This is a genomic window from Alteromonas portus, assembly GCF_005117025.1.
Taxonomy (GTDB): Bacteria; Pseudomonadota; Gammaproteobacteria; order Enterobacterales; family Alteromonadaceae; genus Alteromonas; species Alteromonas portus.
Genome location: NZ_SWCO01000005.1, coordinates 494520 through 514847 on the forward strand (window position 1 = coordinate 494520; position 20328 = coordinate 514847).

Genomic DNA, 20328 nt, shown 5'->3' on the forward strand with positions numbered 1-20328 from the left:
TTAGATGATACTAAAAGTACGCCAAAGGTGACTAAAAAAAGAATGTAGAAATAAAGGTTTTCAAAGTACATGCCTGAAGGTCCAGAAATTCGACGCGCTGCTGACAAAGTTGAAGCGGTAATAAAAGATGTTCCGTTAGAAAAAGTAGAGTTTGGCTTAGCTCAACTAAAGCCCTATGCAAAACAGTTAGAAAGCGAAAAAGTCTTGCGTATGGAAACCCGTGGAAAGGCGCTAATCACCCATTTCAGTAATGGCCTTTCAATGTATTCACATAATCAACTTTACGGCATATGGCATACTTGTAAACGCAATGAACTAACTGATACAACTCGTCAACTTAGGGTTGGGCTTCACACCGAAACGCACAGTGCTATTTTATATAGCGCATCTGATATTAGTATTTGGCCAACGCAAACTATTCACGAACACCCGTTTCTACAACGAGTTGGGCCCGACGTACTAAACAATTTAGTAACAGAAGAGCAGGTGTTAGAACGGCTTTGTTCAAAAGCATTTCGTAACCGCGCGCTAAGTGGTTTATATCTGGACCAGCGATTTATGGCGGGGCTCGGCAATTACCTTCGTAGCGAAATACTGTTTGCAGCAGGCGTTCATCCCTCGCTTAAACCGTCGCAGTTAGATGATGAGCAGCTACGCAGCTTGGCACATCACACCTTAGCAATATGCAAACGCAGCTACGAAACCGGAGGCTATACCGTGTACACAGAACTACGCGAAGTGCTTGAAGCAAAAGGCGTTAACTTTGAAGGCACGCGTTTTATGGTGTTCGACAGGGAAGAACAGCCCTGTAGAGTCTGTGCCACACCAATCAACCGCAACACGTATAACGGGCGGCGTCTTTATTGGTGTAGCCAGTGCCAGGCGAAATGATCTAGGTTTTTAGCTATGTGCCCGGCGCTTTACAAACATGAACACTAACATCACGTTCAAACCAAATATGGCGATGCACAACGACCCAATAGTGGCATCTCTAAAACTAAAGAATTGGGCCACGGTACCCGCGCCAATAGTGCCTAGCATCATGCCCACGCGGGTGGCGTTTGAATAAAACGCTGAAGTAAAACCTGTTAAATCGGGCGCCTGTTTTTGCAGTAAGGTCAAGCCAATGCCAGCATATAAACCGTAGAATAGGGCGTTCAAAACTTGAAGGGTCAATAACTCCCAACTTGATTGAGAGAAGTACACGCCAATATAAAAGCAACAGCCGAAAATAAATGCCACCGCCATAATAGCAGCAGGTGGGAAGCGTCGAGCTAATTTGGCTGCTAGCAGCATGGTAGGAATTTCAAGTGCTGCGACTACCCCCATCATCAACCCCGGCAAATTTTCCGCCAACCCTAGTTCATTCATAACGTACAAAGGCATGGATGATAAATACATGACATTGCCCGCCATACCAGCAAGTATGGCCAACCCAACTAGCCAGAAGGGCAGCGAAAGCGATCCTTTTAGCGAAGTGTTGAGTGACTGTTGACTGGCTTTTTGAGGAGGCACAACGTTTACTACAAAAAGCGTCGCAACTACCACGCACGCGATAGCTACCGAGAAGGACGCTGCAAAGCCAAAATTGGCAACTAGCGTAAATGCCAGCGGCGGACCTACCACCCAAGCGAGAGAAATGGCGGCGCGAACTTTTGAGTTAAATGCGGCTAAATCGATATCTTGGTTTTTTGCCCATAATCCCGAAACGGTTAGCATCTGAGACACGGCCCCAGCCCCCACCGACATAAACAGCACGCCAGCAAGAAACACGTGCCAAAACTGCTCGCTAAAGATAAAGGCGACCATGGCTATACCCACGCAAACCATGGTTAGCCCATAAAGGCGATTTGCGTTAAAGCCTTTGTCTGCCAAGTGCCCTAGATACTGACTGATCACCAACCCTGAAAGCGTGACGGAAACCATATAAATACTGATAAAAATGGGCTCAACGTTAATCTCGTCAATAAGAAAGTAGCTCATGAGTGGTGTAACGAACGACGATGTTAGCCCTGTTAATAGGCTTAATAATAAAAAGGGAAGTTGTGGAGAGAATGTGTAGCGCGATGACATGAAGATACTAGCTCCGAGGGACTGTTGAACGTGTTAGACCGAAATTCGTAAAGAAAAGGTCGCAGCCCTTAATAACGAGGGCGCATTATAAGTGCTGCGTATCTCATGTCTATGACAAAGAACTTACTATCTATTCTGTATTAACATCCCGTTTTTAATGCCTTGTTCAGTTCATTTGCTTAAGCCCATAGCGCGTTTTAAATTTAAAGAAAGCTCGCAATTTCGCTAAGCGATTTTTTTTGTAAGGCGTGTGCTGGAATTGTGGCGCTATCTGCTGGATAGCCTGCAATTATAAGCATGTAAGCGCGCTCGTTATCTGGCCGCTGGCAAACTTCGGTTAAAAAGTTCATTGGTTTTGGTGTGTGGGTTAAAGTGGCCAAACCTGCGTTGTGGAGAGAGGTGATGAGCATACCTACAGCGATACCTACCGATTCGTGCACATAGTAGTTTTGGCTTTTTTCACCTGTTTCTGTTTCACCAAATTTTTGACTGAAAACTGCAATTAACCAAGGCGCTGTTTCCAGATAAGGTTTGCTTGCGTCAGTCCCTAACGGCTTAAGGTCATTTAGCCACTGTTGCCCCGCACGTCCATTATAAAAACCGCGCTCATGGGCTTCAGCCTGTTCGCGTATCTGCTGTTTCACTTCGGGCGAATGAATAGCGGCAAAATGCCAAGGCTGATGATTTGCTCCACTAGGCGCGGTACCAGCAGTTAAAATACAGTTTTCAATTACCGCTTTATCAACGGGTCTGTCGCTGAAGTGACGAATACTGTGGCGGCGCTGCATGGTTTTCAAAAAATCTTCGCTTCGCGAAAGCATTTGCTCTTCAGGGTATTCAATAAAATCATTAAGCGGAGAATGGTCGTGAGGCTGCATTTATTATCTCTTTTTTGTTTTTTTATTACTTTATCGCTTATGACCTGTGATTAAAAACAAAAACGGGTAAAACAATGTGGTGTAGAAATACGAATGCACTAAAAAAGCGACTCACTCAGGCAGAAGTGAATCGCTTTGGTGCGCTAGGTTGGTAAACGTAAAGTGTATTATTGGCGTTTAAACGGTGGGCGAGTGCCGCGTTTTTGAGTGTCTGCTTTCTCATCTAACACTTCAAGTTGGGCAACGTCATACACTGGCATCATAGTTGTCACTCTGCGATATGGAGGCTTACCGCGCATAATGACTTCTTTTACTTCCACGTATTCAATAGCTTCTTGTCCCACTGATTCCAACTGTGCTACATCGTTAACCGACAAGCTCACTATTTTGCGTTTAAATGGTGGCTTTCCTGAATAATCAATAATTTGCACGTCAACTGTCTCATCAGTTGACGACGCCATTGCGTGCACTGCGGTTGCAGAAAAGCCAAGAGACAGAGCGGTAACTAATGAACTCAATACATAGCGAAATTTCATGTTGTGTCCTCATATTGAACTGCTACTTTAGTCTATTGTATGACCAAAAATGTTCTAAACAATGGAGATTGGCGATAGTTGTTGTCTATCACCTATGGGCATATATAGGTTTGGAGTAATCAACTCAATGGCAGATCATTGACCAACAACATGATGTAATAAAGTAAAGCGTGTTTAATTATGGTGCGGAGTGGAAGGTGGTTTGCACCATTGTGATGCTTTGTTGCGATATCGTTTCGTGAAGCTCTACTAAAATCAATAATTTACTCTTTGGTCTTTATTTTGCTGTCTGTTTACACCTGTTTATAAAAATCGTCAGTGGGTGTGCGTGCGGTGAGTTTAAAATTGAGAGCCCCTTTATTTGCCTCGCTAATTCTTTTGATAGTGTGTGCCTTCACAGTGTCAGCGATAGAACAAAACATTCCACTTTCACAAAGTAAAGGCGGGACGCTATATCTAGAGGCAACCCTAGAATCGGACATTAAAGCCTCGTTCCTATTAGACACAGGCTCAAGTTTATTAACTCTTAACCAAGCAACGTTCGACGCCTTAACACGAAATCAAAAGCTCCTTTCCACACGCACCTCAGCAGCGAGAATGGCAAATGGAAAAATCGTTAAGATATCTCAGTATCAATTAAATTCGGTTCGTATAGGTAATACGTGTGAAGTAGGGCCAGTAGAAGTGGCTGTACTCCCAAAAGGTAACAATATCTTAGGTATTAATACTTTGTTGCGTGTCGCGCCGTTAACCATTACGTCAGAGTCAGTAATTCTGGCTGGTTGTGAATAGACATAGCTACACAAGGCAGTTTTTTAAACGCCAATAAAAAAGCGAACCCAAAGGTTCGCTTTCACATTCTGTTTAGGCTTCAATATTAAATTAATCGTCACACTCGCTGACGTCGCCGCCCATTTGCTCTTTCATTTTCACACAAGCTTCATGTGCTTTTTTCGCTGCCGCGTCTTTTAACTCACCTGCTTTTTCAGCAGTCGCATCGTACGCGTCAGAGGCCATTTCTTTACCGTCTTCATATGCATCCGAAGCCATTTCTTTGCCATCTTCGTATGCGTCAGAGGCCATTTTTTTACCGTCTTCGTAAGCGTCAGATGTCGCGTCTTTAGTTTCATCCCAAGAATCTGCCGCGCTTTCTTTAGCTTCTTCGTAAGCTTCAGAAGTTGTCTCGCCCGCTTTTTCCATCTCTTTCTTTACTTCGCTTTTAGTCTCTTCGCTAGATTCAGTACAGCCCATTAAAGACAGTAACAGTGCTAACGCCATCGCTTTAGTTTTCATTATGAAGCTCCTTTTGCTGGGATTATGGTTATTGTTGTAACCGGTCAACATGGTATATGCGAAAATTCAGTGTAACGCTATGCGTTACTGGCTATTTACTCAAAATAGTTGGCAATCTGAATATTCGACTCGTCCAGTCTAGCCTACTTAAATAGCAAAGTGTAAGTAGACTTTATGCGGAAAAATGAAAGGTTTATAACTAAATTTAAGCAAATTATAGAAAATTATTGCGCTATGACGAGGGTTTTCGTTACACCGAGTAAGCGTTAATCATCTGGACCCAACGTGGTGAATACGAGGTGTCGACGCATGTCCTTTAGCACAACCCCTTTTTTAAGTAGCGCAGCGCTTAATTTCCGCTGCCATTTCTTTAACTCGGGCTCGGCGGCTGACAATGCTTCCTCACTTTCAAATTGAAAGCGCAGCAATAGTGAACCAGGGAATTGGTGATACTGAACGTCAAACCAACATTGCTGCATGCCTTTAAGCGCCTCAAGCGCTTGCGCTTCAAGACTATCGGCTACACTGAAAACCAGTGCTTGCTGTTTAAGTTGAACGGCAGAAAGCTTTTTCATTACAAATGTTTCTCGATAGACACTTCAACGCTTTCTGTAACATCGGCGCCTTCAATAGTTAACCATATTTGCCCGTCTTGAATGGTGACTTGTATTTGCATTGAGCGATGGACCGCATTAGCCAACGTTGAAGCCAGCGACTCAGGTAAAGTAAACACGGATAAATTCTTTCTAACCTGTAGCTTGTTGTTTTCTTTCTTCCACCACGCTTCAAAGCTATTGTCAGCGTAGGAGTAAATCATCATTTGTTGACTTTGATTACAGCCTTTTTTGATGCGTTGTTCAGAAGGTTGGCCTAGTTCAATCCACAGTTCAATTTCGTCACTAAAACTCTTCTGCCATAAATCTGGTACGTCGTCATCAGACAATCCTTTGGTAAACTGTAAACGTTCATGAGCGTTAACAATAAACGCAATCACGCGCAGCATCATTCGCTCGTCGTTTTCAGACGGATGACGGGCAATAGTAAGATTGTGGTCGTTATAGTAATTGCGATCCATATCCGTAATCGATATGTCAGCTTTAAAAATGGTCGCTTTAAGAGCCATGGTATTCCTGTTTTGTTCTAACAAGGCCTGTAATAAGCCTTCTGCGCTATGTGAAATAGTGGCATAGCAATTTCGGGCGTTATAGTACCAGTAAAATGCATTTTTCGCTGCAGATGAGTGGCAGGTATAGCGAGTTTTGTGTTTATTCCAATGCAGAATGAAATTTTTATTGAAACGACTCGGTCATAATTTGATATCGCGCTAAACGCGAGCAATTAACGTAGTAAACTATGTATAACAACAATATGAAACCGGAGAGGGGTTAATGAAAAAATTGGTGGCTATGGCGGCGTTAGTATTCGCCTGTATTGCAGGTGCATCAAACGTGCAGGCAATGGAACGCGGCACTATTGCCGAAGATGCGAACTCTGTAACGCCATTACTTAATGGTCAATTAGCGCCTAAAACAACGCTTAAAATGGCTGACGGCTCACCAGTAAGCTTACAAGCTCTCACCATGCAAAAGCCCAGCATTGTGCTTTTTTATCGAGGCGGGTGGTGTCCATACTGCAATGAACAACTTGCACAGCTAAAGGATATAGAAAAAGATTTAGTAGACATGGGCTATCAGATTTTGGCAATTTCGCCAGAATCACCAGAGCGCTTGCAAGAGCAAAAGCTTGAAACTGAATTCTTGGTTACGCTTTTATCTGACGAAAAACTAGACACCATTCGCCAGTTTGGCGTTGGTTTCTATTTAGATACCATGACCGAACTAAAATACAAAACTTATGGTATTAATTTAACAAAAGATGAAAGCGGAAACAGTGTTTTACCAGCGCCCAGCATCTTTATGCTCGATAAAAAAGGGCAGGTGTTGTTTAGTTATGTTAACCCAGATTACAAAGTACGCCCATCGGCTGACTTAGTGTTAGCGGTAGCCAAAACACTTACAAAAGAAATGTAACGTGACTCTTACGCCTTATCGAGATGAAAGTCTTGATAAGGCGTGTTAAGCGCACTTAATGATAACCTGCAATACACCTCATCAAGGTCAGTAGCGAATAAGCGAAGTTCAGTGTTATCTGGCTATTATATCAGGTAGTTCAATCCCATTGAGCAAGTATCATATCTCGACCTAATTAAGATTAAGCCAACATAAACTTACTCTCAAAGCAAAGAGGTGATTTGCGTGGCTAGACGTTTAGGTTCGATATACGTATCGCCTTTACAGTTGTTCACAATATTCAATAATTGAGCAAGCAGTTGTTTATCGCCTATGTTTCGCTGACACACAGCGTGAACGGTGTTGAGTTCTAGCGAACTACCTAACGCTTGCACAACTGCAAGGTTGTTACTTTTTAAAAACGTCTTTAAAACGCGGCTTGCGGTGTAACGGCGCCACGCCATATGGTAGCTGTCGAAATCACAGGTTAAGTCAACACTTAATGCCATAGGTAGCGCCCAAGACATAGGGCGAAAGTGCAAAAGGTGTTCGGTTAGCAAGAATATTTCGAGTGCATGCTCAACAAATAGCGACGGTTTTGCCGTTTTACTAAGTTCAAAAATTGGGAAAAGCCCTTCAGCGGCAAACATGGACTCTACGAGTTCAAATGTGTAATACCCGTTACCATGAATGTCCAGAAGGCACGATTCTATTTCATCAAAAAGCGCTTCATTGAAATTATTACCAACGTTTTGAAGCGTTAGGTTATCAAGAAACGTCGCGATGTTCGGGTAGAGAGTGTTCAACGCAGCCCACTGACCTTGAACTGAATAACGTTTGGCCCGCTGATTTTTGATGATGCTGCTATAGTGTGTTAAATCGATTTTTGGATGCGATTGATTTTGTGAATACACCCAGGCAGCCCAAGCCATGAGAGGCGACCTGCCTAGGCCTTGGGTGTGAAGGTCGTTTAGCGAAGAGCCCGGTGAGCATACCACTTCCACCAAGCCATGGGCGGCCATTACGCATGGCCCCATAAAATCGGGTTCTTCTGGCATGTGTTCAAACGAATATACGCCATTATGCCAGCCAGCTAAATAGCTGCCTTCTATACATTTTCCGCACATGAGTGTGCTCCTGTTGGTGTTTTTGGGTAAGAGTGAAAAGGCCAGCCGGCCTATGGCGGTGTCTAGCTTGTTGTCCAAGTTGTAGACCAACGAATAACTGGCTTCTTGCTATCGAAAGTTGTGAAAAGTAATGAAAAAAGCATCAATAGAATGCGGTTAGGTGCCTAAAGCGAAAATAAAACAAATCCTGTTTCAAAAAAAGATCTGTTTTGTCCCGTTATAAAAAAGTTATTTGCTGCAAAAAAGCGAGGTTTAACGGGCCAAGTGATATAGTAAGGCTTACGCTTTACTCATCGCTTAATCTATGACAAACAAAACCTTTCCACTATTAGATTTACACCGCCACTTAGATGGCAATGTGCGGTTGCAAACTATTCTAGAGCTTGGGCAGCAGTTCAACATTAACCTACCTGCTCACTCGGTAGAGGAGTTGCGACCGCATGTTCAAGTGATGAAGATAGCGCCGGACTTGGTGTCATTTTTGACTAAGTTAACTTGGGGAGTGAAGGTGTTAGGCGATCTCGACGCCTGCAAGCGGATAGCTATTGAGAATGTTGAAGATGCGGCTAAGCAGGGTATTGATTATACAGAGCTGCGTTTTAGTCCTTATTTTATGGCTGAAAGTCACGGGCTACCAACACAAGGTGTGGTTGAGGCGGTTATAGACGGTGTAAAAAGCGCAACGAAAGAACACGGTGTCAAAGTAAACCTGATTGGCATTTTGTCGCGGTCTTATGGCGCCAAAGTATGCCTGCATGAGTTAGATTCGATTTTGGCCTGTAAGCCGCACATTACTGCTATTGACTTAGCCGGCGATGAAAAAGGCTTCCCAGGGGATTTGTTCATAGAGCATTTTACAAAAGTACGCCGTGAAGGGCTTCCTGTCACTGTTCACGCGGGAGAAGCCGTGGGCCCAAAGAGTATTTGGCAAGCCATTAATGACTTAGGCGCGGTGCGAATAGGTCACGGCGTTAATGCCATAAATGACGCTAAGTTGATGGACTATTTGCGCGATAACCGTATTGGAATTGAAAGCTGTTTAACCAGCAACGTACTGACAAATACGGTCACATCGTTAACCGAGCACCCGTTAAAAACGTTTTTGGAACACGGCATACTGGCTTGCTTAAATACCGACGATCCCGCCGTTCAGGGTGTAGAGCTAGGGTATGAATTCTCCGTTGCAGCCAAGCAAGCGGGCCTTACCCCGTCTCATATCAAGCAAGCGCAGGAAAATGCATTAGCAATAGCGTTTTTAAGTGACAGCGAAAAAGCTGCGCTTATCAATAAAATGGGGTCAGAGTAACGACTCTGACCCCATTAACTCGATGTCATGAAGGTTTGAGTTCTACAACAAGCCTTAAATGATTGTCTTGGGCGATAGTATGAAATGGGTAGCAGGTGACTAGATACAGTCTTTTCTGATTTAGTTGCACATTCAAGGCTTGTTTGTGTGTATCTACTACCCGCTTTGCTGAAATTCGATAGGGATGCCAAACACCATCTCGGGTTTGAAGTTGCAGCGCATCACCAATATTGACCTTCTTTAGAAACGCAAAATGGGTGTCTTTGTGCCCGCCAATAACGCTGGTTTCACTGCCTAACTCTCCTGCATTGATATGTCTTCCAGGTCCAAAGGCCAACGCATTACCCTGGGCACCTTCTAGTATGTATAGGTCGGTATTGCTGTCTGGGTGCATTATTCGCCCTACAGGCCAAGTATCTGCCCACTGCCAAGGCTTAACCTCTGCCCCCGATTGCAAGGTTTCTGACCACGCTTTTTTTATCAGCACTTGCGCCAACTCAGCCTTAAGCGTTATCCACGCTGCATTACTAAACCCAACAGTCGCAGCCGCAATAAGTAATAAACTTATGAGTACTTTAGGCTTAAACATGTTGAGTTACTCTTTCGTCTTTTTTAAGTACACGGCAATGCTTTAATAGAAAACGTTGGAGCTCTTTTGAGTGAAACAGCAGCAGTACAATAAGTGAAATAACGCCAATAGCGAGGTAAAAAGTAATTCCAGCAGAAGTTTGCGGGTAGCTAACGGCGCGCATTTGTGTGCCCTGCGGCATGAGGTTCATTATATTTTGCGATTGAACGTTGGATGATTGAGGCCTGGATACTACTTCTTCAATAGCAACAAAGCTGGTATATGCTGTAATAAGGTTGTGCGGTATAGCCACATTAACAATCTCGTTTTTGACCTCCTCTTCATCCCTACCAAGGGCTTTTTCATCCATTAACGCCGCAATTTTTTTGCGTGCCCATGCAGTAGCTATACCTTTGTTTTGAGTTGAGTGAGATGGTTTTGCATTCGCAGGATAATCGCCTGCGTTATTATTGTGTTCATCTAACGAGTATTGCGCCTGAATGCTGCGCTGCCACTGATGAATATTACCGTGCTTGTCGGTTAAGGTTCCACTTAGTATCAGGCTATTATCTGCGGTCTGCTCATTTTTATCATTACCATCGCCATATGCTACAGAGGCAAGATCAGAAGCTTTTAAATTGATGAGAAGTGGCTCGCCAGCGTACAAGTCGGGCAGACGTTTAGGGTAAACTTCAACCTTATTGCTATGTCGCATATCCTTAGGAAGTGTTAAAGAAAGGTTACTTAAAACGGGGCTTTCAAGCTTAGTAAACAAACGCTGCATTTCTTTTTGTATGTTATTTTGATTGTCGATAAACACATAACTTCCCCGGCCGAATTGCGCTGCGCGAGTCATAAAGTAGCTATTAGGTGCGCTGCCTATGCCTACTGTGAAAAGCCTTGCGCTTCCTAGCTTTTGTTGAATTAATGAGAAAAGTGCCGTTTCATTCCCAACAGCGCCATCAGTGATAAATACAACTTGTTTAACGTAGTTTTCTTTTGGCTGTGCGCTTAGCGCTTCATTAAGGGCCGCCGCCATTTCAGTACCACCGTTGGCGTGCAGTTCTGAGATAAAAGACAGCGCAGTTTTTATATTATGTGGCTTAGTATTAGTGGGCTGGCTGAATAGTTTTGTGTAGTTTGAATTAAATGCCACGATATTAAACCTGTCTTTTGAATCTAGCCTTCCAACAGCTAGTTTCAACGCCGCCTTAGCATCTTCTATGGGGCGTCCTCCCATTGAACCCGACGTATCTATGATAAAAGTAACATCGCGTGGAAAATCTTGAAGATCGTCAGGGTTAACTTGAGGCGGTGTTAACATAACTAGCGCATAGTGATCTGAATCGATATTTTCAGCAAAATAAGCCGCTTGTGGGGTAGCATTACTTGATGGGCGCCAGTGTAACCACACATCTTTATCCATAGTAACCTGTTTACTATCAATCCAAGCGCGGTATTGATATTGAGCGTTTTCAATAGCATGCCAGTTAAGTTGATGGCTAGAGCTATTGATAGAATCAAGCGGCACCCCTGCGTGTATAGTTGCACTAAAAGAAAGCTGATTTGTGCTGCTAGCGAACTGGTTGGGTAGCATAAATGGTGTTATTTTATCGGCGTCACGAACTTCATTTGTGGGTAGCGCCCAGCCTGAAATAAATGTGTTACTGTCGCTTAAACGTTCACTATCGTGGCTTAAGTGTTGAGGCTCTTGCTCGCTTTTATTTTTAGTTTCGTCACTGTGTTTTACGGTGTGACTTTCTTTTCCTGTATTCGACTTTCTGGGGCTTTCATTATAAGTGCTCAGTACTTTATGGTTTATTGCTACGCTGTCGCTAGTGTGAGCGTGTGAAGAAAAAGCTGTATCGCTCAATTTTTTTACAGGAATACCGGGGATGTAACGCGGGGTGAGGGTGGTAGGTAAGTGAAAACTAAACTCTCCGTTGTCATAATTAACTTGCTGTATGTACTGCAGCGTGACCGTGATTTTTTCACCTGGCGCTATATTCGCTAGATGTTGAGTGAACAAGTTGGGGCGCTGTTGCTGCGTTAAACTGGCTCTCTTTCCCGCTTTTTTTGCTTCATCAAATGCTTTTTTAGCTTCTGTTTTTCGCTTTATTTTTCCGCGGATAACCCTATCGCCAATAAGCATTTCCATGCTATTTATCGCCGCATTTTCATTTAGTGGAAAGGTATACACTCCGTGCTTCCATTCATCGCTATTATTAATAAACGATTGAGAATAGGTGACGTGAGCAATCATGCCATTAACTTGTAGATCAACGTCTGTTGAATGCAAGAAGGCTGGTGTGGCTCCTCCATCCTCGCCTTGCATTATGAGTTCACCAGACTCAGCGTGGCTCAGTGGGCTTACCACCACTCCAAGCAAAAAACAAAGGATTGATACAAGTATGAACAATGTATGATTGCGATGTTTTGGTAAGTGCTGCCGTTCGCGAAACCAGGGCTTGTGTGTGTTACTAGGGTTAAAATAGTCGCGCTTAGGTGTCTTGGAAAATAGCATGGAATAAGCTCGCTTTATTTGACGGTGCTTATTATTAAACGCCCAGAATAGGGCGAATTATGAACAGTGATTATGGCGAGGTTGAGAAGAAAAATGGCAAAAGGATGTTTTTCGCTTATCCGCAAACGTATTCGAAAAGTGCGACAAAGATATACGCTTTAAGCAGACGCGTTAGCCACGCAAAAAAACGCCAGGCGAAACGAAGTTTAGAAAGCGTTAGCCCTAAAAATACCTTGCATGCAGGTGAGACTGTTTAAGGGCTAGCGCTTTATATTTAGCTTAGGGAATACATTTAGCTTTTTCGCTCCCATAGTACACAGCAACGTTATGACGAAAATTATGGTCGATGTAATGGCCATTTCAGCATGCTCATGAAAATGGAAAAAAGGCGAGAATGTATTTATCGCAAATACGCTTACTACAATTATTGATAGCATGTAGGCAATATATTTAGCTACTTGCACCATTGAGATATCCATTAGAAAACTCCAAAGTCGGAGGCGTTATGCCTCCGTTTTTTTATTCTTCAGTTGTGCGTTCTGACATTTTGTCGCCTATTTTGCCTCCAGCGTAACCTAGGCCGCCAGATAAACCGCCCAAAGCTGCGCCAGCCCAGCCTGCACCCATACCACCGAGTGCACCTGCACCTACAGAAGCCATAAAGCCCGCAAAACTAAAGTCACCCCAGCAGTGCTCTTCACAGCCGCCAGAAACATTCTCGATTTCAGTAAAACTTAATTCTTGCATTGTATAATTCCTTTTATGAATTGACCCAACATTGGGTAAGAGAAAAGATATACAAAGCATTAACTGAATATAACTGAATATAGGTATAGTTTTGTAAAAAGTCCTTATTTTGCGGCTTTCTAAATGTCTGTAGAGTTAGCTATTTATATCAAAGCGCGAGGCGTGGTTTAAAAGTCACTAACGTTTCAGATCATCTGGGGTATGATCAGCAACAAAAGCATTTCGTTCACCCATTGGCTTATCTTCGCCTTTGGTGCTGTCTGCTGTTGTCTGTAGCTCTGTTGCCGAATTTACCTCTGCGCCGATCAGGATAATGTAGGCACTAATGTATAGCCACATCAGTAAAATAATGATGCCCCCTACTGAGCCGTAGGTTTTGTTGTAACTTGCAAACTCATTCAGATAGATAGAAAAGCCATAAGATGCAACTAGCCACAATAAGGTGGCAAACAGTGAGCCCGGCGTAACCCAGCGCCATTGGGCTTCGCGCCGATGTGGAGCATAGCGGTACAACGCCGATAAGGCTAAATTGAACAAGCCAAGCATTATAGGCCAAGTTATCCATGTAGCTTGCTCTATGTTAATAGCCCTTGCCGTAATCCAAACTATCGTTTCAGGTAAAATGGTTATACAGGCTAAGGCAACAATAACCGTTAAAATCATAAATACTGTACAGGTCACACGAGCCAATATCCCTTTTAAAAAGCTTCTCCCCTCCGATTCACTGTAGGTTATGTTACAGGCTTTTATGAGTGCATTAGCGCCTTTGCTGCTGCTCCAAAGTGAGAGCAAAAGCGTGAATAGAAAGCCCCAGCCAAGGGCCGAGCTGGATTTTTCGGTTAAATTGGTAAGCTGCTCTTCAATAATATACCGGCTATCGGCGGGTACTACGTTAACAAGCAACGACATATGATTTTGTAATTCTTGCGGTGAAACCATAAGCCCATAAAGCGCGATTGTTGCACCTAGTAACGGAAATATTGCCAATAGACAGTAGAAAGCAACGCCCGCAGCAATAAGGGGAATGTTATCTTTTTGAAGGCTAGTGAATATACGCTTTATTATGCTCCACCAGCTTCTCAGTGAAAGCTCGAATGCAGATTTTGCGTGGCTGAATCGTCCCTTGCTCATAATTCCTCGAATCTTTCTCGACAAGTACGCGTCTGTATTCTTTCATACATAAAAATGAAGAAGACGGCTTAACCCTCTTTGTAAATCGTTCATGGATAGTGCAAATAATCTTTGTGTTATTCGATAAAGATTAGCTCGTTCATATTTTATTAAGTGTATCTAAAACAGTGGTTTATGTTTTTTGTAAGAGGGTGGTCGATTCACCAGTTACTACTTTAATTTTTGGAAAATGTTTAAGAATTTCTTGTAACTCTATTGAATTGATTACCGCACTATAATAGGGCTTGTAGTTATATTTCTGGCCGGATACCACTTCAATGTACAACGAATAATTGCCCATTGTCTGCTTTATCAAGCCAAAAGAAATATTAGACTGAAAAAGGGCAATATCATCCCCAAAAAGTAATGACTCTTGCTTCGCATCAATAGATACTTCTCGAGGATATTTCGAGACCGTATAAATTTCAAAAATAACATAAACCCAAATAAATGGTGTCGCCCAGATAACGACCCATACTTTAAATATTAACTCTTCGGGTATTTCATTACTTAAAGCATAGAAAAAAACACCTATTACTGATGTAATTAACAGCACAACTAGATTTGAGTTAAAGAGTGTTCGTCTAAATATTACTTTCTTCATTAATGATTTCTCTTTATCAACAATAATTCACTGCTTATATTCACGCATGATAATTATACTTATCATGTGTGAATTTGAATTTTTTACTTTAACACTATCTGTAGATGTCTTTTGGATGCAACATACAAGCTCTTTACATCTCTATTCATTGTCTAGCTGATTCTCGCCAGGTAAGGGCAGTAACCTATTATATAAATCAGACTGGTTAAGTGCTTCTTTACGTGGGCTGCCTGTTCGTTTTTTTGATTTTTTTGCTGACTCCCACCCTTCATTAAACGCCAGTTCGACAATGAGTAACAAACGTTCCCGGTCGTAATTTTTGAAACGTTTAGCGAAACTTTGAATTATCACCTCAGTGCTATTGAAATTATCGTTAGCTAACTTCTCTTTGGCTTGTTCTACGTCATATTCATAGTCGCGGCAGTTAGGTGACAGTAGGAAATCTAAGGCTTCTTCCAATGTCTCCGCACCAACTAGGCCAGAATTTTATTACCGAAATTTTTGAATCGGTATTGGCACATCATACAAATCATTTAATAGAATCGGATGATTAGTGCTTCTCGCCGAATACCTAGAAGAAATCATCAGAATACTTAGTCTGCATTCTGATTGAGCAGCAAATAGTATTAACGAAAAAAAACCAAACTCAGGACTCTAATTTCGGCTCTTTTCTTTGGTAATTAATTGTGAAGCTTAAAAGTGAGGTTGATGTAGAATGCTTAAAAACAGGCCTCACTGATTTTCTAGAGTAACTTCACAACTCGACTTAGCGTGCCATTTCAAATCTGGAGTATTCTTTTCTATCTACATCAAGTGACAGCAAATTTCCGCTTGCATCATATATTGCAGTAAATGTTACTATTACAATACTTGTGGTTGTTGTGAATGAATAGGTGGTAGCCACTACTTTACCACCATTTGCTAACATGGTCGTTGAAGAAGATGAATCAGACCCAGTAGATGTTGAACTTGCCAACTCATCACTCGTTGACAGCGCATTAATACTTGAACTATCGGTGGCAGCAATCGATACAGTTTTGATGTAAACAGCCTCACCTTTCGCATTATAACCAGTAACAGTCATAATATTACCCGACATCTGAACATCAACACAGTTTGATGAGCAAGCATACACTGAACAAGTCGCTAAGCAGCCAGACAATAAGATAAATAAGATTAAAAAACGATTCATAATGATTCCCTATAGTGAACAATTCCAGTACAAATATTGCACAGCAGTACGATAACTACATTGCCATTTACGGAATGCTTACAAAGCTTACGCTCAACTTGCAAAACGACTGGGTGACTAAAGGCGTTTTTTGCTTGGCTTATCCCAACTGTCACTTTCACCTCATAGAATTTCTATTTATATCGAGGAATAAGAATGAGCGCGATAATCACCCCAACAATCGACTAGCTAAAGAGAGGTCTGAATCACTTGTACTGGCCGCTATGAGAGAAAAAGGTACTTTCGTCGTCGATGCGCCAGAAGTACTTTCTCTTTCGACGTTCATTGAGCAACTATATGAACAGGCTCAAAGTAACGGCTATCCCCCCTGCTTTAAACCATGTTCTTACTTCTACTGAAAAAGCGTCTTTACACTGGGTCGATATCATTCGAAATTATGAAGAGCTACAAACTTTAATGCCACCAACTGAATTAGCTAACGATGTCACAAGCGCATACCGCCATATGCTGTTGTGGGAGCAATCTGAAGTTAATTTATCCCCAGACTCACGAGAGTCAGCGTTATTTAAAAAATGGTTGAATGAATACAGACAACGAACTAAAGGTGTTGTCTGTGAGCAAATGGCTATACCGATAGTCATTGAGGCATTACGAGAAGGTGTACTTCACTTACCGGAGCACACCACTGTCCATGCTTTTGATGATTTCCCACCATTGATCTGACAGTTACCCGTTTTTTAGGTGCCGCTGCCAGATTAGATTTGAGCTAGATTCTTCTTAGCTAGTTCACGTAAACGCAGATGAATTGGCATGTGTTCGAGAAGTTTATGTGATGCCTGCGAAATAAAAAGGTCTCAAATTTTTTTACCCAGATAGAGGGCGGTGAACACGCTGCCCTTTATCGTCGCCAGCTTTCCATACTGCAACTTAAATCGATATCTTCATACATTTTTATATCTGTTGGTTACTACTATTATCGTCAAACCACCTATCAATTTCGTGAAGCATTCTAAATTAGCCAAATAAAGTATGTTCCCCGTTGGTTTCCCCCTAATCTATTTGTGACTACAAGCGCTGTATTGCTGACGTAGGTGTCAGTTAACTAGACGAAAGAATCTTTCTTTTTGGTTTGTTTAGAAGCTCTACGCAACAAGCCTGCGGCGTTACAACAATAATAGGAGAGTAGGATGTCTAATGAATTTGCGGGTAAAACCGCCATCATTTCTGGTGCCGCTGGTGGCATAGGGCTAGCGTTGGCAGAAGTGCTTGCGAAGCAGGGCATGAATATTGTTATGGGTGATATTGATAACGTGGCTTTAACCGAGTCTAGCAAGGGTTTACGCGAACAAGGTTTTGAAGTACTGACTTGTGCCCTAGATGTTACTGATTACTCTCAGTGGGAGGACATAGTAACAAATGCCAAAGAGAAATTTGGCAAGGTACATATGGTTATCAATAATGCTGGTGTGGGCGGCACGCCGGGTAAAGTGGAAGATTCAGAGCATGAAACTTGGCGCTGGGTGATGGACGTTAACGTAATGGGCGTACTTTATGGTGCTCAAGCTTGCGTACCCGCGCTAAAAGAACACGGAGAGGGTGGATGGGTACTAAACGTGGCGTCAATGGCAGGTATGATGGGCATGCCATATGCGGGAGCTTACTGTGCATCAAAAGCGGCGGTCGTGTCGATGACAGAAAGCTGGGTGCCGGAACTAAAACCCTTCGGTATTCATACCGCAGTACTATGCCCAGCATTCGTTAAAACCCGTATTCATGAGTCGTATAGAAACAGGCAACAAAAATATGCTTTGGCGGCGGAAAAGCGCATTGATAAAGAGAAGCTTAAAGCTGGCGCCCAAGCAGCAACTAAAGCGGTAGAGTCGGGTATTGCTGCCTCGATGCTAGCAGAGCGTGTAATAGAGGCGCTGAAATCAAAACAAACATATATTTATACCCACCCAAACTATCGCAAGGTGACTACGGCTAGATTTAAAGCCATTGATGAAGCATTTAAAGATGCAGAGTCAAGCACCGTGGTAGGACATTTAAAAGACGACGACATTGTTACGTTTTAAGAGGTTTGTTTGTTAATTTAACCACCTTGATGATAATAATGGTGGAGTGTGGGGGCAGGCTGCTTAAGCAGTGCCGATGAAAGTTGCCTAAGTAGCGCTATAAGCATTAACTTGGTTGCGTCCGTTTGCTTTTGAAAAGAAAAGCGCTTTATCTGCCTGCTCTATAAGTTCTGTGGGAGATGAAGCGCCAAATGCTAGAGAAGTAACACCAATACTGCAGGTTAGTTTTATCTTTCCGAAGGTATGGTTTTCCATTTGTGCACGCACTTTTTCACTCACGGCCATGGCGTCTTCTAGCGAAGTGTTGTGCAATACCATACAGAACTCTTCGCCGCCGAAACGAGCCAAAACATCGCCGTCGGAAATGTTCTGGCGCAGTACGTGCGCAACGCCTCTAAGAGCGTCGTCTCCTACGTTATGACCGAAGTCATCATTTATTTTTTTAAAGTGATCAATATCTATCATCACAAGGCAGCCAGAGTGTGAGGCAGGTGCTTGTGCGAAAAGACTTCTTAATGAGTCAAACAGGTAGCGTCGGTTAAAACATTCGGTAAGTGAGTCATGTGTGGCAAGGTAATGAAGCTTCTCATTTTTACGTCGTGACGTTACGTAGCTTCGATATAAAGCCAGAGCAATGGTTACCAGAACAATGACTATAAGCGATAACATAATTTTAGCGTATCGCTCTTTTGAAAGCTGAAGGTTGGCTATTTGTTGTTCTTTTCGCGAGATTTCAATTTCGTTGTTTTTCCTGGCAATTTCTAACTCGTCTAAACGAGTCTGCTCCTTCAACGCTTCTACTTCATTTTCGAGCTTGAATGACAGCAATTTCGCTTTGGCTATTTCAAGAAGTTTATCACTGTTTTCAGATTGTATTTGCTCGGTTAATGCCAGCTCTTTTTCAGCAAACTCAAGGGCATCTTGGAATTGACCTGTGGCAGTATATACCTCGCGTAGCCCTTTCAATGCAGCCAAGCGATATGTCTTATTTTTTAAATCTTTAGAAAACGTCAGCGCGGTTTTGAAAGCACGTTCACTCTTAACTAAGTCTTGCTTTAAGTAAACGTTACCCACTGGCAAAAGCGCCTTCACTCTAAACAAGTCGTTATCAAGTTGATTAGCAATATCCAAACTAGCCTGATAATTGTAAATAGCCTGGTTGAGGTTATCTTCACCTTGATAAGAATCACCAATGATCCTAAAAACAGCGGTTTTCTTTTCGGGGGCGTTTAACGTCTCGTAAATAGCCATGGCACGCTTTGCGTAGCTACGAGCCTTTTGAAAGTTCGAGGCTATTACTTCAATTTCTGCCAACTCTCGCAAAGCTGTCGCTATGGTAGCGGGAGGAAGTTGATCTGCGGGATATTGCAGGGCGACCTCATAAAACGACTTTGCTTCTTCAAAAGAAGCTAAACGTCCATAAAGGTGAGCTATTTCGTTCGCTGTTTTCGCAGTTCCTACGGCATTATTTTCGCGCTTGAAATAGGCATAAGCCAGCTTCAAATGCTCAAGCGACAATTCGTAATTTTCTATGTGACGCAAAATAATCGACGCGCCCATATGCGCTTTGGCTTTGCCTTCTTCATCGTCAATAGTTCCATGTATACGTAAGCTTTCCATGACTAAATTCAATGAAGTATCCAAATTACCAAGGTAGCGCTCAGCTTCCGCCAAGGTATTTAGGGTGCGTGCAATATTACGTTTACTATCAATACGTTTGTAGGTGGCCAAGGCTTTTCTATAAAAAGCCGCTGTTTCCTCGCGCAGCTTAAGTCTTTTATAAGATTGAGCAATGTAAGTATATGTTCTGCCTAGGGTTGATAAATCGGCCTCTTGAGCTTGGTCTTCTAATATTTTAGAAATCGCAAGAAAGGTTGAGATGGCTTGTTTGTAGTCGCCCTTCTTATACAAGGCTAAAGCTCGTTCTCTAAGTGATTCAATGCTAACAGCGTTGGAATAAGTGGTATTGCGCTGTTTTTCTGGCGCAGGAAGGGATGCGCCCACCTCTAGCGGTACACCGAGTAACAGCATAAATATTAGGAAAAAAAAGCGGTTTGAAACCAATCTCACGGAAACTATATCACTACCATTATCTAACTGGATATAACGTGCACTAACTATAGGATAATGCTCGCGAAGCATACAGTGTATCAGCAAATAATTTCTAACACTGCCCTTCTTGTGCATATTTTGAATTGTTTAATGTTGAAAACAACAGTCAGTGTT

At 42.6% G+C, this 20328-nt stretch carries 23 protein-coding genes; 7 read left to right on the top strand and 16 right to left on the bottom strand.

Translation table 11 applies throughout. The annotated features are described in order from the left end of the window. The first annotated feature begins 69 nt into the window (after positions 1-69). Entirely contained in the window at positions 70-891 is an 822-nt protein-coding gene (nei, locus tag E5672_RS10095) for an endonuclease VIII (protein WP_136782075.1), read from the top strand. A 9-nt stretch (positions 892-900) separates the two neighbouring features. Here nei and E5672_RS10100 read toward each other — a convergent pair whose 3' ends face one another. The 3 genes from E5672_RS10100 to E5672_RS10110 all read right to left on the bottom strand — a co-directional run bounded on the left by E5672_RS10100 (position 901) and on the right by E5672_RS10110 (position 3487). Then, complete coding sequence (locus tag E5672_RS10100; protein WP_136782076.1) at positions 901-2073, bottom strand: sugar efflux transporter; 1173 nt, start codon at positions 2071-2073, stop codon at positions 901-903. Positions 2074-2276: 203 nt separating this feature from the next. Further along, positions 2277-2951: a nitroreductase family protein gene (locus tag E5672_RS10105; RefSeq protein WP_136782077.1), complete on the bottom strand. Its 675-nt coding sequence runs from the start codon at positions 2949-2951 to the stop codon at positions 2277-2279. Between the two features lie 167 nt (positions 2952-3118). Continuing rightward, on the bottom strand, positions 3119-3487 hold the full coding sequence (locus E5672_RS10110) for a hypothetical protein (protein WP_136782078.1): 369 nt from the start codon (positions 3485-3487) through the stop codon (positions 3119-3121). A 333-nt stretch (positions 3488-3820) separates the two neighbouring features. Here E5672_RS10110 and E5672_RS10115 point away from each other — a divergent pair, with 333 nt between their 5' ends. Then, positions 3821-4279: a retropepsin-like aspartic protease gene (locus E5672_RS10115; protein WP_136782079.1), complete on the top strand. Its 459-nt coding sequence runs from the start codon at positions 3821-3823 to the stop codon at positions 4277-4279. Between the two features lie 90 nt (positions 4280-4369). Here E5672_RS10115 and E5672_RS10120 read toward each other — a convergent pair whose 3' ends face one another. The 3 genes from E5672_RS10120 to E5672_RS10130 all read right to left on the bottom strand — a co-directional run bounded on the left by E5672_RS10120 (position 4370) and on the right by E5672_RS10130 (position 5903). Then, positions 4370-4780 carry a hypothetical protein gene (locus E5672_RS10120; protein ID WP_136782080.1) on the bottom strand — a complete coding sequence of 137 codons (411 nt, stop codon included), beginning with the start codon at positions 4778-4780 and terminating at the stop codon, positions 4370-4372. Between the two features lie 266 nt (positions 4781-5046). After that, a complete protein-coding gene (locus E5672_RS10125; protein WP_136782081.1) occupies positions 5047-5355 on the bottom strand; it encodes a hypothetical protein in 309 nt (102 codons plus the stop codon). Beyond that, a complete protein-coding gene (locus E5672_RS10130; protein WP_136782082.1) occupies positions 5355-5903 on the bottom strand; it encodes a YaeQ family protein in 549 nt (182 codons plus the stop codon). Before E5672_RS10130 ends, E5672_RS10125 begins: the two co-directional genes overlap by 1 nt. A 265-nt stretch (positions 5904-6168) precedes the next feature. On the opposite strand from E5672_RS10130, the gene E5672_RS10135 reads away from it, so the two are divergent. After that, positions 6169-6810, top strand: a complete 642-nt coding sequence (locus E5672_RS10135; protein ID WP_136782083.1) for a peroxiredoxin-like family protein — start codon at positions 6169-6171, stop codon at positions 6808-6810. A 203-nt stretch (positions 6811-7013) separates the two neighbouring features. Here E5672_RS10135 and E5672_RS10140 read toward each other — a convergent pair whose 3' ends face one another. Beyond that, on the bottom strand, positions 7014-7916 hold the full coding sequence (locus E5672_RS10140; protein ID WP_136782084.1) for a hypothetical protein: 903 nt from the start codon (positions 7914-7916) through the stop codon (positions 7014-7016). A gap of 304 nt (positions 7917-8220) precedes the next feature. Here E5672_RS10140 and add point away from each other — a divergent pair, with 304 nt between their 5' ends. Beyond that, positions 8221-9222 (top strand): adenosine deaminase, encoded by a 1002-nt coding sequence (gene add, locus E5672_RS10145; RefSeq protein ID WP_136782085.1) that lies wholly within the window; start codon positions 8221-8223, stop codon positions 9220-9222. A gap of 25 nt (positions 9223-9247) precedes the next feature. Here the strand turns inward: add and E5672_RS10150 are convergent, their stop codons facing one another. The 8 genes from E5672_RS10150 to E5672_RS10180 all read right to left on the bottom strand — a co-directional run bounded on the left by E5672_RS10150 (position 9248) and on the right by E5672_RS10180 (position 16027). Further along, entirely contained in the window at positions 9248-9811 is a 564-nt protein-coding gene (locus E5672_RS10150; RefSeq protein ID WP_136782086.1) for a class GN sortase, read from the bottom strand. Next, the gene (locus E5672_RS10155) at positions 9804-12314 is read right to left on the bottom strand and encodes a marine proteobacterial sortase target protein (RefSeq protein ID WP_136782087.1); all 2511 of its coding nucleotides are present in this window, start codon (positions 12312-12314) and stop codon (positions 9804-9806) included. The genes E5672_RS10150 and E5672_RS10155 overlap by 8 nt, the downstream gene beginning before the upstream one ends. Positions 12315-12574: 260 nt before the next feature. Continuing rightward, the gene (locus E5672_RS10160; protein WP_136782088.1) at positions 12575-12793 is read right to left on the bottom strand and encodes a hypothetical protein; all 219 of its coding nucleotides are present in this window, start codon (positions 12791-12793) and stop codon (positions 12575-12577) included. Positions 12794-12833: 40 nt separating this feature from the next. Further along, positions 12834-13061 carry a hypothetical protein gene (locus E5672_RS19865; protein ID WP_167483135.1) on the bottom strand — a complete coding sequence of 76 codons (228 nt, stop codon included), beginning with the start codon at positions 13059-13061 and terminating at the stop codon, positions 12834-12836. A 177-nt stretch (positions 13062-13238) separates the two neighbouring features. Next, positions 13239-14192, bottom strand: coding sequence for a YihY/virulence factor BrkB family protein (locus E5672_RS10165; protein ID WP_136782089.1), 954 nt, complete (start codon positions 14190-14192; stop codon positions 13239-13241). A gap of 172 nt (positions 14193-14364) precedes the next feature. After that, positions 14365-14835 carry a hypothetical protein gene (locus E5672_RS10170; protein WP_136782090.1) on the bottom strand — a complete coding sequence of 157 codons (471 nt, stop codon included), beginning with the start codon at positions 14833-14835 and terminating at the stop codon, positions 14365-14367. Between the two features lie 141 nt (positions 14836-14976). Next, positions 14977-15294, bottom strand: coding sequence for a hypothetical protein (locus E5672_RS10175; RefSeq protein ID WP_136782091.1), 318 nt, complete (start codon positions 15292-15294; stop codon positions 14977-14979). 307 nt (positions 15295-15601) lie between these two features. Then, complete coding sequence (locus E5672_RS10180) at positions 15602-16027, bottom strand: hypothetical protein (protein WP_136782092.1); 426 nt, start codon at positions 16025-16027, stop codon at positions 15602-15604. A gap of 14 nt (positions 16028-16041) precedes the next feature. Here E5672_RS10180 and E5672_RS10185 point away from each other — a divergent pair, with 14 nt between their 5' ends. The 3 genes from E5672_RS10185 (at position 16042) to E5672_RS10195 (ending at position 18102) form a co-directional block, all read left to right on the top strand. Continuing rightward, positions 16042-16425 carry a hypothetical protein gene (locus E5672_RS10185; protein WP_136782093.1) on the top strand — a complete coding sequence of 128 codons (384 nt, stop codon included), beginning with the start codon at positions 16042-16044 and terminating at the stop codon, positions 16423-16425. Beyond that, the gene (locus tag E5672_RS10190; RefSeq protein WP_136782094.1) at positions 16364-16750 is read left to right on the top strand and encodes a hypothetical protein; all 387 of its coding nucleotides are present in this window, start codon (positions 16364-16366) and stop codon (positions 16748-16750) included. The genes E5672_RS10185 and E5672_RS10190 overlap by 62 nt, the downstream gene beginning before the upstream one ends. 464 nt (positions 16751-17214) lie before the next feature. Then, positions 17215-18102 carry an SDR family NAD(P)-dependent oxidoreductase gene (locus tag E5672_RS10195; RefSeq protein WP_136782095.1) on the top strand — a complete coding sequence of 296 codons (888 nt, stop codon included), beginning with the start codon at positions 17215-17217 and terminating at the stop codon, positions 18100-18102. Between the two features lie 87 nt (positions 18103-18189). Here E5672_RS10195 and E5672_RS10200 read toward each other — a convergent pair whose 3' ends face one another. After that, entirely contained in the window at positions 18190-20172 is a 1983-nt protein-coding gene (locus tag E5672_RS10200; protein ID WP_161569387.1) for a tetratricopeptide repeat-containing diguanylate cyclase, read from the bottom strand. Positions 20173-20328: the final 156 nt, after the last annotated feature.